Source organism: Streptomyces sp. NPDC055025 (assembly GCF_053608565.1).
Map to the genome: position 1 here is coordinate 75,927 of NZ_JBSGVS010000041.1, position 13,172 is coordinate 89,098.

Annotated in this window: 8 protein-coding genes; all 8 read left to right on the forward strand. The window is 71.6% G+C overall.

Annotation, left to right across the window (positions count from 1 at the left end; genetic code table 11):
• The first annotated feature begins 103 nt into the window (after positions 1 to 103).
• Positions 104 to 1,183 (forward strand): nicotinate-nucleotide--dimethylbenzimidazole phosphoribosyltransferase, encoded by a 1,080-nt coding sequence (cobT, locus tag ACWGDX_RS24650; RefSeq protein WP_453628867.1) that lies wholly within the window; start codon positions 104 to 106, stop codon positions 1,181 to 1,183.
• 85 nt (positions 1,184 to 1,268) lie between these two features.
• The gene (locus tag ACWGDX_RS24655; protein WP_453628843.1) at positions 1,269 to 3,044 is read left to right on the forward strand and encodes a phosphatidylglycerol lysyltransferase domain-containing protein; all 1,776 of its coding nucleotides are present in this window, start codon (positions 1,269 to 1,271) and stop codon (positions 3,042 to 3,044) included.
• A 91-nt stretch (positions 3,045 to 3,135) separates the two neighbouring features.
• On the forward strand, positions 3,136 to 4,062 hold the full coding sequence (locus ACWGDX_RS24660) for an adenosylcobinamide-GDP ribazoletransferase (protein ID WP_453628845.1): 927 nt from the start codon (positions 3,136 to 3,138) through the stop codon (positions 4,060 to 4,062).
• 161 nt (positions 4,063 to 4,223) lie between these two features.
• Positions 4,224 to 5,738 carry a leucyl aminopeptidase gene (locus tag ACWGDX_RS24665; protein WP_453628847.1) on the forward strand — a complete coding sequence of 505 codons (1,515 nt, stop codon included), beginning with the start codon at positions 4,224 to 4,226 and terminating at the stop codon, positions 5,736 to 5,738.
• Between the two features lie 363 nt (positions 5,739 to 6,101).
• Positions 6,102 to 7,490 carry a dihydrolipoyl dehydrogenase gene (lpdA, locus tag ACWGDX_RS24670; protein WP_453628849.1) on the forward strand — a complete coding sequence of 463 codons (1,389 nt, stop codon included), beginning with the start codon at positions 6,102 to 6,104 and terminating at the stop codon, positions 7,488 to 7,490.
• A gap of 54 nt (positions 7,491 to 7,544) precedes the next feature.
• Positions 7,545 to 9,422, forward strand: coding sequence for a 2-oxoglutarate dehydrogenase, E2 component, dihydrolipoamide succinyltransferase (gene sucB / locus ACWGDX_RS24675; protein WP_453628851.1), 1,878 nt, complete (start codon positions 7,545 to 7,547; stop codon positions 9,420 to 9,422).
• A gap of 199 nt (positions 9,423 to 9,621) precedes the next feature.
• Positions 9,622 to 10,245, forward strand: a complete 624-nt coding sequence (locus ACWGDX_RS24680; protein WP_453628852.1) for a GntR family transcriptional regulator — start codon at positions 9,622 to 9,624, stop codon at positions 10,243 to 10,245.
• Positions 10,246 to 10,461: 216 nt separating this feature from the next.
• Entirely contained in the window at positions 10,462 to 13,131 is a 2,670-nt protein-coding gene (gene aceE / locus ACWGDX_RS24685) for a pyruvate dehydrogenase (acetyl-transferring), homodimeric type (protein WP_453628854.1), read from the forward strand.
• The last annotated feature ends 41 nt before the right edge of the window (positions 13,132 to 13,172 follow it).

Consider the following 13,172-nt stretch of genomic DNA (forward strand, 5'->3'; position numbering starts at 1 on the left):
AGGGCAGCGGGCGACGACCCGCACCTACCCACCGGCCCGCGCCGACAACGCACCAAGAACCACGCCCCCCAGCCGGAAGGCGTCCCGGTAATCTTCAGTGGTGCTGAACCTCGATGACTTCTCCGATCTGATCGAGCGTCCCGACAGCGGGACGCGGCGGGACGCCGAAGAGCGGCGGGAGCGGCTCGTCGTGCCGCCCGGGGCGCTCGGGCGTCTCGACGAGCTGGGCGAGTGGCTCTCCGCCGCGCAGGGGTCCGTACCGGTCAAGGCCGTCCGGCAGCCCCGTGTCGTGCTGTTCGCGGGCGATCACGGGGTGGCCGGCCTCGATGTCTCCGGCCGCCCGGCGGGCGGCGCGTACGAGCTGGTGCGGGCCGTGCTGGAGGGCGGAAGCCCCGTCGCCGTGCTGGCCCGCCGGGCCGGGGTGCCGGTGCGGATCGTGGACGCCGGGCTCGACTGCGATCCGGAGCTGCTGCCCGACGAGGTCGTACGGCACCGGGTGCGGCGCGGCAGCGGGCGGATCGACATCGAGAACGCGCTGACCGCCGAGGAGGCCGAGCGTGCCGTACGGCTCGGGATGGCGATCGCCGACGAGGAGGCGGACTCGGGTACGGATCTGATCGTCCTGGGGGATCTGAGCGTCGGCGGTACCACCCCCGCGTCCACGCTGATCGCCGCGCTGTGCGGTACGGACGCCTCCGTCGTCACCGGGCGCGGCGGCGCGGGCATCGACGACCTGGCGTGGATGCGCAAGTGCGCGGCGATCCGGGACGCGCTGCGCCGCGCCCGCCCCGTCCTCGGCGACCAGTTGGAGCTGCTGGCGACGGTCGGCGGCGCGGATCTGGCCGCGATGACGGGCTTTCTGCTCCAGAGCGCGGTACGGCGGATGCCGGTGATCCTGGACGGCGTGGTCTCGGCGGCCTGCGCACTGGTCGGCCAGCGGGCCGCGTTCCGCGCGCCCGACTGGTGGCTCGCGGGGCAGCTGAGCGGGGAGCCCGGCCAGGCGAAGGCGCTGGACCGGATGGCGCTCACGCCGGTGCTCGACCAGGGCGTCACCGTGGGCGAGGGCGCCGGCGCGCTGCTCGCGCTGCCGCTCGTCCAGGCCGCCGCCGCCCTCGCCGCGGAGCTCCCTGAGCGGGAGTCCGCCGAGGAGAGCGTCAAGGCCGAGGAGAGCACGGCCGGCTGAGGCACCGGCAGCCGGACCGGGGCCGCCGCCACTGACGGCGGCCTCAGCCAGCCCATGAAGCACCATGCCCCCATATGATCGTTTTATGGGAGAAGTCCGTCTGGCTGTCGATCGATCGAGCCGTGGCACCGACCGCTCGCGGCGTGCCGCGGCGTCCGCCGTCTGGTATCTGCGCGCCGTCACCTTCGTCAACTTCCTCAGCGCCGTCTGGGTCTCCCTCGGCCAGGATCTGCGGCGTCACAACACCGACAACTACTTCACCCCGTATCTGCTGACCGCGGGCTTCGCCTCGGGCGTGTTCACGCTCTTCCTGGCGGTCACCATGCGCCGCCGCAAGCGCGCGGCCTGGATCCTCAATCTCGTGCTCTCCGGTCTCTTCCTGCTGCTGTTCGCCTTTGTGATGGACTTTCCGGAGATCAGGCGCTACCCGCAGAACTGGATCTCGCTCGCCCTGTCCGCCGCCTTCGTCTGCGCCCTGCTGCTCGGCCGGCGCGAGTTCTACGCGAAGGGCGACCGGTCCAATCCGAAGCTGGCCGCGGCCGTGGCGGCCGGCGGACTGCTCGTCACCTCGCTGGCGGCGGCCCTGATCGTCACCGTCACCAACACCGCGCGCGGTGGTTCGACCTTTCCCGAGCGCTGGCGGTACGGGGCGACACGGCTGGTCTCGCTGACGGCGGACGAGGCGCGGTTCCCGGGCATCACCACCCCCGCCTGGGCCAATGTCGCCATCAACGTCCTCTCCACCCTGCTGCTGCTCGCCGTGGTGTACGCGGCCTTCCGCTCGCGGCGCGCGGTCGATCCGCTGACCCCGGTGGACGAGGCGAAGCTGCGTCTTCTGCTCGACAGATACGGGGAGCGCGACTCCCTGGGCTACTTCGCGCTGCGCCGCGAGAAGAGCGTCGTATGGTCCCCGACGGGCAAGGCGGCCATCACCTATCGCGTCGTCGGCGGGGTCTCCCTGGCCTCCGGCGACCCGATCGGCGATCCGGAGGCGTGGCCGGGCGCGATCGTGCCCTGGCTGGCCGAGGCCCGGGAGCACGGCTGGATCCCGGCCGTCATGGGGGCGGGCGAGGAGGCGGGCACGATCTACGCCCGGTACGGTCTCGACGCGCTGGAGCTGGGGGACGAGGCGATCGTCGAGACGGCCGACTTCGCTCTGGAGGGCCGGGCGATGCGGACCGTGCGCCAGGCGTACAACCGGGTCGCGCGGGCCGGCTACCGGGTCCGTATCCGGCGCCATGAGGACATCCCCGCCGATGAGATGACGGAGCTGCTGCGCCGCGCCGACGACTGGCGCGACGGCGCCACCGAACGCGGCTTCTCGATGGCGCTCGGGCGGCTCGGCGACCCGGGCGACGGGCGCTGTGTGATGCTCGAATGCTGGGACGGCGAACCCGGCGGGGAGGACGGGCGGTTGCGCGCCGTGCTGAGCTTCGTGCCCTGGGGCCCCAAGGGTCTCTCCCTCGATCTGATGCGCCGTGACCGCGACAGCGAGAACGGCCTCATGGAGTTCATGGTCATCGAACTCCTCCAGCGCGCGGGGGAGATCGGGATCGCCCAGCTCTCGCTCAACTTCGCGATGTTCAGATCGGTCTTCGAGCGGGGCGGGAAGCTGGGCGCGGGGCCCGTGCTGCGGCTGTGGCGCGGGCTGCTCAGCTTCTTCTCGCGCTGGTGGCAGATCGAGTCGCTCTACCGCGCCAACGCCAAGTACCGGCCGATCTGGGAGCCCCGCTTCATGCTCTTCGAGAAGAGCGCCGATCTGCCGCGTATCGGTCTCGCGGCGGGCCGTGCCGAAGGCTTTCTGGAGCTCCCGGGACTCCCGGGCTGGCTGCGCCGCGACCGGCTGGAAGCCAGGCGCTGACCACGGCCCGGTCACCCCTCGGGTTCCGTACGGCGGCCCGCGCGCTCGTCGTCCCGCCCCGCGGCGTCCGCGGCCGGGCTACGCTCGCGCGATGACCCCCCTGGACGGCGGAGCCGGCATACCGGCCGACGACGAGTACGCGCGCGGCGAGGACGCGAAGGACACGAACGGACCGGATACGGACGGCCAGGACGCGCACGGACCGGACGCAGACGGCCAGGACACGGACGGACCGGAGGCGCGCGCCTCGGTCGCCGACGGGCTGCGGTTCGCCTTCGGCACCCTCACCGTCCTCCCGGTCCGTGTCACCCGCTGGGACCGCCCGGCCGCCCGCGCCGGAATGCTGTGCGCGCCCGCCGCCGGAGTGGTGGTGGGGCTGAGCGCGGCGGCCCTCGGCGGTCTGCTGCTGCTCGCGGGCGCCGCGCCGCCGCTCGCGGCGGTGGCCACCGCCGCCGTACCCGCCGTTCTCACCCGCGGTCTGCATCTGGACGGTCTCGCCGACACCGCGGACGGACTCGGCAGCGGCAGACCGGCCGGGGAAGCGCTGCGGATCATGAAGCGCTCCGACATCGGCCCGTTCGGTGTGGTCACCCTGCTGCTCACGCTGCTGGCGCAGATCTCGGCGGTGTCCGAGCTGTACGGCGAGAGCTGGGCCCGGGGCGCGGTGGCCGTCGTCCTGGCGGGGGTCACGGCACGGCTGGCGCTCACCCTCGCCTGCCGTACGGATGTGCCCCCGGCCCGTCCCGAAGGGCTGGGCGCGGCGGTGGCGGGCACGGTGACGGTACGGGCCGCCGCCGTCGCGGCGCTGCTCGTCACGGCGGTCTGCGGGGCGGCGGGCGGGCTCTTCGGCGTCTTCGGCGCCGTGTCGCACGGGCTGGCGGTGCTGGTCGCCCTGGGCGCCGCGTGGCTGCTGCTGCGTCACTGCGTCCGGCGCTTCGGCGGGGTCACCGGCGATGTCTTCGGCGCCCTCGCGGAGACCGCGGCCACCGCGGCCCTAGTCGTACTGACACTGGGTTAAGGACGGGCCGCGGAGAGGTGAACCAACGCCGCCGCGAGAGCCGTCCATCACTCCGCGTAGGCTCGTTCCTGCCCCCCTTCGGGCCGAAATACGATACGGCGGGCTCGGTCGGCCCACCCTTCGACCGTCGATGAACACAACGGAAGCGAGATTCCACCACCGTGACTGCTCTCACTCTCAGCACTGCCGGCGCGGCGACCCTGCGCGCCGACGCGATCGTCGTCGGCGTCGCGAAGGGCGCAAAGGGGCCGGTCGTGGCGCCGGGCGCCGAAGCCGTCGACAAGGCGTTCGACGGAAAGCTCGGCAGCGTTCTGGAGGCCCTGGGCGCCTCGGGCGCCGAGGGCGAGGTGACCAAACTGCCGTCGCCGTCCGGGCTGAAGGCCCCGGTCGTCCTCGCGGTCGGGCTCGGCCCCGCCCCGGCCAAGAACGGGTCCCACGGCTCCGAGCCGCTGCGCCGCGCCGCCGGCGCCGCCGCCCGCGCCCTCTCGGGCCGGAAGAAGGCCGTGTTCGCGCTGCCCGTCGAGACGGGCGCCGATGTGGAGGCCGTCGCCGAGGGCGCGCTGCTGGGCGCGTACGCCTTCATCGCGTACCAGGGCGGCGAGAAGAACGGCAAGAAGGGCGACAACGGCCCGAAGCTGCCGCTCGCCGAGGTCACGCTCGTCGGCGCCAAGCCGCGCGACAAGGCCCACAAGGCCGCCGCGGACCGCGCGATCGCCCTGACCGAAGAGGTCAACCGCGCCCGTGACCTGGTCAACACCCCGCCGAACGATCTGACCCCCGAGGCCTTCGCAGCCGTGGCCACCACCGCGGGCAAGGAGAACGGCATCAAGGTCCAGGTCCTCGACGAGAAGGCGCTCGCCAAGGGCGGCTACGGCGGCATCCTCGGCGTCGGCCAGGGCTCGGCCAACCCGCCCCGGCTGGTGCGGCTCGCGTACACGCACCCCAAGGCGGAGAAGACCCTCGCCCTCGTCGGCAAGGGCATCACCTACGACTCGGGCGGCATCTCGCTGAAGCCGGCCGGCCACAACGAGACCATGAAGTGCGACATGAGCGGCGCCGCCGCGGTGTTCGCCACCGTCATCGCCGCCGCCCGGCTCGGTCTCCCCGTCAATGTCACCGGCTGGCTCGCGCTCGCGGAGAACATGCCGTCCGGCTCGGCCACCCGCCCCGGTGATGTCCTGCGCATGTACAGCGGCAAGACCGTCGAGGTGCTCAACACCGACGCCGAGGGCAGGCTCGTCCTGGCCGACGCGCTGACCAGGGCCTCCGAGGAGAAGCCGGACGCGATCGTCGACGTGGCGACCCTGACCGGCGCGATGGTGCTGGCGCTGGGCACCCGTACATTCGGCATCATGGCGAACGACGACGCGTTCCGCACCACCATCCACGAGCTGGCCGAACAGGCCGGTGAGGCGTCCTGGCCGATGCCGCTCCCCGCCGATCTGCGCAAGGGCATGGAGTCCCCGACCGCCGACATCGCGAATATGGGAGAGCGCATGGGCGGCGGACTGGTCGCCGGACTCTTCCTGAAGGAGTTCGTCGGCGAGGGCATCACCTGGGCCCACCTGGACATCGCGGGCCCGGCCTTCCACGAGGGCGCCCCGTACGGCTACACCCCCAAGGGCGGCACGGGCTCGGCGATCCGCACCCTCGTAAAACTGGCTGAATCTTTCTGACACAGGGCTCGATTCGCCTCCGGGGCGCTATGTGCCGGTGCCGACGCGCGCCTTCGGCTCACTCGCCGGCGGCCGTGCGGGGGCCGGGGGTCCTGTGACGGCTGGAATGGCGGCTGGAACAAGGGGTCCGGTCCCGGGTGTTCCGCACTCGGGGCCGGACAGCCGTACGCGGCGGTAACCGCGTAGTGATCCTCGTTACCCATCTCACAGCCCGGCCCCGCGTCCCGCCGTGCCCGAACAAGTGCGAAGATGGGTTCTCGGCAGGACAGGGCCCCCACCACAGGGCCGAAGAAAAGCGGCCGAACACCAGCCGCCGCCCGGTCATGGAGACCGCGCCCGGCGCACATGCATGGAGGACGTGACGTGGCGAACGACGCCAGCACCGTTTTCGACCTAGTGATCCTCGGCGGCGGGAGCGGCGGTTACGCCGCGGCGCTGCGCGGAGCGCAGCTCGGCCTGGACGTGGCCCTGATCGAGAAGAACAAGCTCGGTGGTACCTGCCTGCACAACGGCTGCATCCCCACCAAGGCCCTGCTGCACGCCGGCGAGATCGCCGACCAGGCACGCGAGGCCGACCAGTTCGGTGTCAAGACCACCTTCGAGGGCATCGACATCGCGGGTGTGCACAAGTACAAGGACGAGGTCGTCTCGGGCCTCTACAAGGGCCTTCAGGGTCTGGTCGCCTCCCGCAAGGTGACCTATGTCGAGGGCGAGGGCAGGCTCTCCTCCCCCACCTCCGTCGATGTGAACGGCCGCCGGGTCCAGGGCCGCCATGTGCTCCTCGCGACCGGCTCCGTGCCGAAGTCGCTGCCGGGCCTGGTGATCGACGGCGAGCGGATCATCTCCTCCGACCACGCGCTGAAGCTGAACCGCGTCCCGCAGTCCGCGATCATCCTCGGCGGCGGCGTGATCGGCGTGGAGTTCGCCTCGGCGTGGAAGTCCTTCGGCACCGACGTGACCGTCGTCGAGGGTCTGAAGCATCTCGTCCCGGTCGAGGACGAGAACAGCTCGAAGCTTCTGGAGCGCGCGTTCCGCAAGCGCGGTATCAAGTTCAACCTCGGCACGTTCTTCGAGAAGGCCGAGTACACGCAGGACGGCGTCCGCGTCACGCTGGCCGACGGCAAGACCTTCGACGCGGAGGTGCTGCTCGTCGCGATCGGCCGCGGTCCGGTCTCGCAGGGCCTCGGCTACGAGGAGCAGGGCGTCGCGACGGACCGCGGCTATGTCGTCGTCGACGAGTACATGCGGACGAACGTCGAGACGATCTCGGCCGTCGGTGACCTGGTCCCGACGCTCCAGCTCGCCCATGTCGGCTTCGCCGAGGGCATCCTGGTGGCCGAGCGGCTGGCCGGTCTCAAGACCGTGCCGATCGACTACGACGGTGTGCCCCGGGTGACGTACTGCCACCCCGAGGTCGCCTCCGTCGGTATCACCGAGGCCAGGGCCAAGGAGATCTACGGCGCGGACAAGGTCGTCGCTCTCAAGTACAACCTCGCGGGCAACGGTAAGAGCAAGATCCTCAAGACCGCGGGCGAGATCAAGCTCGTCCAGGTCAAGGACGGCTCCGTGGTCGGCGTCCACATGGTCGGTGACCGTATGGGAGAGCAGGTCGGCGAAGCTCAGCTCATCTACAACTGGGAGGCTCTGCCTGCCGAGGTCGCGCAGCTCATCCACGCGCACCCGACCCAGAACGAGGCGCTCGGCGAGGCTCATCTCGCCCTGGCCGGCAAGCCCCTCCACTCCCACGACTGACCCAGTCCGGGCGCGACGACCACTACCGCACATTCGTTAGGAGCAACTGAAACCATGGCGGTTTCCGTAACCCTGCCGGCGCTCGGCGAGAGCGTCACCGAGGGCACTGTCACCCGCTGGCTGAAGGCCGAGGGCGAGCGCGTCGAGGCCGACGAGCCGCTGCTGGAGGTGTCCACCGACAAGGTGGACACCGAGATCCCGGCCCCGGCCGGCGGTGTACTGGCGTCCATCAAGGTCGCCGAGGACGAGACCGTGGAGGTCGGCGCCGAGCTGGCCATCATCGACGACGGTACGGGCGCCCCGGCCGCCGCCCCGGCCCCCGCTGCCGAGCCGGTCGCCCAGCCCACCCCTGCCCCGGCCCCCGCCCCGGTGGCCGAGGCTCCCGCGGCCCCGGCTCCGGCCCCGGCCGCCGAGCCCGCTCCCGCGCCCGCCGCCGCCCCGGCCGGTGGCGCGTCCGGCACCGATGTCGTGCTGCCCGCGCTCGGTGAGAGCGTCACCGAGGGCACCGTCACCCGCTGGCTGAAGGAGGTCGGTGAGTCGGTCGAGGCCGACGAGCCGCTGCTGGAGGTCTCCACCGACAAGGTCGACACCGAGATTCCCGCCCCGGCCTCCGGTGTGCTGCTGGAGATCGTGGTCGCTGAGGACGAGACCGCCGAGGTCGGTGCCAAGCTCGCCGTGATCGGTGCTCCGGGTGCCGCTCCGGCCGCGCCCGCGGCCCCCGCCGCTCCGGCGCCCGCGCCTGCCGCTCCCGCACCGGCTCCGGCTCCCGCACCGGCGGCCCCGGCTCCGGCCCCCGCGCCGGTCGCTCCCGCCGCACCGGCGGCCCCGGCCCCGGCTCCCGCCCCGGCGTCCGTGCCGGCCCAGGCCGCGCCGGCCCAGGCCGCGCCGGTCGCAGCACCTCCGGCTCCGGCGGCCCCCGCGCCCGTGGAGCCCGCCCCCGTCGCTCCGGCGGCGCCCTCCGTGAGCCCCGCGGCCGCCGAGGACGACGGCGCGTATGTCACGCCGCTGGTCCGCAAGCTCGCCGCGGAGAACAGTGTCGACCTGGCTTCGGTCAAGGGCACCGGCGTCGGCGGCCGTATCCGCAAGCAGGATGTCGTCGCCGCCGCGGAGGCCGCCAAGGCAGCCGCGCGCGCCGCCGCCGAGGCCAAGGCCGCCCCGGCCGCCGCTCCCGCGCCCGCGTCCAGGGCGCCGAAGCTGGAGGCGTCCCCGCTGCGCGGTCAGACCGTCAAGATGACCCGGATGCGCAAGGTCATCGGCGACAACATGATGAAGGCGCTGCACACGCAGGCCCAGCTCACCTCCGTGGTCGAGGTGGACATCACCAAGCTGATGCGGCTGCGGGCCCAGGCGAAGGACTCGTTCGCCGCCCGCGAGGGCGTCAAGCTCTCCCCGATGCCGTTCTTCGTCAAGGCGGCGGCCCAGGCGCTGAAGGCCCACCCGGTCATCAACGCCCGGATCAACGAGGACGAGGGCACGATCACGTACTTCGACTCGGAGAACATCGGGATCGCGGTGGACTCCGAGAAGGGTCTGATGACCCCGGTCATCAAGGGCGCGGGCGATCTGAACATCGCCGGTATCTCCAAGAAGACCGCGGAGCTGGCGACGGCGGTCCGGGCGAGCAAGATCACCCCGGACGATCTGGCCGGCGGGACCTTCACCATCAGCAACACCGGTTCGCGCGGTGCGCTGTTCGACACGATCATCGTGCCGCCGAACCAGGTCGCCATCCTGGGCATCGGTGCCACCGTCCGCCGTCCCGTGGTCATCGACCACCCGGACCTCGGCGAGACGATCGCGGTGCGCGACATGACGTATGTCGCCCTCTCCTACGACCACCGGCTGGTGGACGGCGCCGACGCCGCCCGCTATCTGACGGCGGTCAAGGCGATCCTGGAGGCCGGTGAGTTCGAGGTCGAGCTGGGTCTGTGAGACCCGCGGACACCCCGTACGGCACGACAGCGCCCCCGCCCGGATTCCCTCCGGGCGGGGGCGTCGTCGTACGGGCCGCCGGGGCCGTACCGTCCGCCGCCGCGGGGGCCGTCCGGCCGTCACGGGAACCGTGCCGCCGTCGTCGGAGCCATGCCGCCGTATTGTCTACACATCGACCGCTGCCACCGAGGAGCGCTTCATGGCTCAGCCCGTCATCCACTCGCTGCGGGAACAGATCCGAGAGCACATCGTGGACGGAATCGTCAGCGGTCGCTGGAAGCCGGGCGAGCGGATCGTGGAGCGGCGGATCGCGACGGAGCTCCAGGTCAGCCAGACCCCGGTGCGTGAGGCGCTGCGTGAGCTGGAGAGTCTGCGACTGATCGAATCGGCCCCCAACAAGGGCGTACGGGTAAGGAATCTGACCGCGGCCGATCTTGAGGAGAGCTATCCGGTCCGGGCGGGGCTGGAGCAGATCGCCGCGGAGCTGGCCGCCGGACGGCTCGCCGTGGACTGCTCCGCGCTGGAGCCGCATGTGGCGGCGCTGTACGAGGCGGACCGCGCGGCGGACGGTACGGGGCAGGTACGGCACACGGTGGCCTTCCACCGGGAGCTGGTACGGGCGGCCGGGAACAGCGTGCTGCTGCACACCTGGGAGGGGCTCGGCATCGAGGTGTTCACGGCCCTGTCGATCCGCTGGCTGGGGACCGTGCAGCAGTCGTACGCCGAGGAGCACGAGGAACTCGTCGAGGCGTTCCGCAGACGTGATCCGCGGATCGGCACCCTGGTGAAGGACCATGTGCTCGGATGCGCGCCGCGCGCCTGATTCGCCCCTTCTGTCATGACTTGCCCCCCGTCACTCGGTGCCCCCTCATACGGCACGGAATGCCAATTTCTTCCTGTCGAGAAGTTTTGCCTTTCAACCCTTTGATCGATCATCGATCAGCGACTTACAGTCAAGGGCGGGCTGCACCCAGCCCCTCGCCCTGTCCTGCCAGACAAGGCACTTCTCCACCCCCCTCCTGTCCGGAAGGCGGCGACCATGACCGACCCCGTAGGCAAACTTCCGAGCGAGCTGGACCAGCTCCCGGACCGTGACGCCGAGGAGACCGCCGAGTGGGCGGCCTCGCTCGACGCCGTGACCGAGCACGCCGGCCCGCACCGTGCCGCCTATCTGATGCGGCGCACCCTCCAGCACGCCGGAACGGCCGGGGTCCCGGTGCCCGCGCTGCTGGAGACCGACTATGTGAACACCATCCCCACCGCCGCCGAGCCCGCCTATGACGGCGACGAGGCGATGGAGGCCCGGATCACCGCCTGGAACCGCTGGAACGCGGCGGCGATGGTCACCCGCGGCGCCCGGTTCGGGGTCGGCGGCCATATCGCGACCTTCGCCTCGGCGGCCTGGCTCTACGAGACGGGTTTCAACCACTTCTTCCGCGGCAAGGAGGGCGACGGCTCGGGCGACCAGCTCTACATCCAGGGCCACGCCTCCCCCGGTATCTACGCCCGCGCCTTTCTCGACGGCCGGCTGACCGAGGCCGATCTGGACAACTTCCGCCAGGAGGCGGGCGGCCGGGGTCTGCCCTCGTACCCGCATCCGCGGCGGCTGCCCTGGCTCTGGGAGTTCCCCACCGTCTCCATGGGCCTCGGCCCGCTCTCGGCCATCTACCAGGCGCGCTTCAACCGCTATCTGACCAACCGCGGGATCAAGGACACCTCCGCCTCGCACGTCTGGGCCTTCCTCGGTGACGGTGAGATGGACGAGCCCGAGTCGACGGCGGCACTCGCCCTCGCCTCCCGTGAGCAGCTCGACAATCTGACCTTCGTCATCAACTGCAATCTCCAGCGTCTCGACGGTCCGGTCCGCGCCAACTTCAAGATCGTGCAGGAGCTGGAGGCCCAGTTCCGCGGCGCCGGCTGGAATGTGATCAAGTCCCTGTGGGGCACCGCCTGGGACGAGCTGTTCGCGCTGGACACCACGGGCGCGCTGGTACGCCGGCTGCGCCAGGTGCCGGACGCGCAGTTCCAGACGTACGCGACCCGCGATGTCGCCTATATCCGTGAGCACTTCTTCGGTGTCGACCCGGCCCTGATCGAGCTGGCGCGGCTGCTGCCCGACGCCAAGATCGCCGAGTGCTTCTTCACCTCGCGCGGCGGCCACGAGGCCCGCAAGGTGTACGCCGCCTACCGCGCGGCCGTGGCCCACAAGGGCGCTCCGACGGTGATCCTGGCGCAGACGGTGAAGGGCTACACGCTCGGCTCGGGCTTCGAGTCGCGCAACGCCAACCACCAGATGAAGAAGCTCTCGGGCGAGCAGTTCCGCGCCATGCGCGAGCTGCTGGATCTGCCGATCCCGGACGCGAGGCTGAACGAGAGCCTGATGCCGTACGGCCACCCCGGCGCGGACTCCCCCGAGGTGCGCTACCTCCAGGAGCGCCGCGCGGAGCTGGGCGGTCCCGCACCGGCCCGGCGGGTGCACCCCGTCGTACTGCCCGCGCCGTCCGACAAGGCGTTCGAGACGGTCTACAAGGGTTCGGGCAAGCAGTCGGTGGCGACCACCATGGCGTTCGTCCGGCTGATGAAGGACCTGATGCGGGACAAGGAGACCGGCAGGCGCTGGGTCCCCATCGTCCCCGACGAGGCCCGTACCTTCGGTATGGAGGCGCTGTTCCCGTCGGCCGGCATCTACTCGCCGCTGGGGCAGACGTACGATCCGGTCGACCGTGACCAGATCATGTACTACAAGGAGGCCAAGGACGGCCAGATCCTCAACGAGGGGATCACCGAGGCCGGTTCGATGGCCGACTTCATCGCCGCCGCGACGTCGTACGCGACGCACGGCGAGCCGATGGTCCCGTTCTACATCTTCTACTCGATGTTCGGCTGGCAGCGTACGGGCGACCAGATGTGGCAGCTCGCCGACCAGCTCGGCAAGGGCTTCATCGTCGGCGCCACGGCGGGCCGTACGACCCTGACGGGCGAGGGGCTCCAGCACGCGGACGGGCACTCGCATCTGATCGCGTCCACCAACCCGGCCTCCCTCAACTACGACCCGGCGTTCGCCTACGAGCTGGCCGTGATCGTCAAGGACGGTCTGCGGCGGATGTACGGCCCGGACGCCGAGAACGTCTTCTACTACCTGACGGTCTACAACGAGCCGATGCCGCAGCCCGCGATGCCGCAGGGCGTCGAGGAGGGCATCGTCAAGGGGCTGTACCGCTTCAGGGAGGGCGCTCCCGCGGCGGCCGACGCGCCCCGCACCCAGCTCCTGGCGTCGGGTACGGCGATCCACTGGGCCCTGGAGGCGCAGGAGTTGCTCGCCGCGGACTGGGGGGTCGGCGCCGATGTCTGGTCCGCCACGTCCTGGGGCGAGCTGCGCAGGGACGCGATGGAGGCGGACGAGGCGCTGCTGCGCGGCGAGGAGCGGGTGCCGTATGTGACGCGCGCGCTCTCGGGCGCGCCGGGTCCCGTGCTGGCGGTCAGTGACTGGATGCGCCAGGTGCCCGACCAGATCAGCCAGTGGGTGGAGCAGGACTGGACCTCGCTCGGCACGGACGGCTTCGGTCTCTCCGACACCCGCGACGCGGCCCGACGCCACTTCGGTGTCGACGCCCGGTCGATCGTGGTCGCCGCGCTGGCGCAGCTGGCCCGCAGGGGCGAGGTCAAGCCCGAGCGGGTGGTCGAGGCGCGCGAGCGCTACGGCCTCTGACCACACCTGTGACACGGTGTCCGCCGGCCGGGGATCCGGCC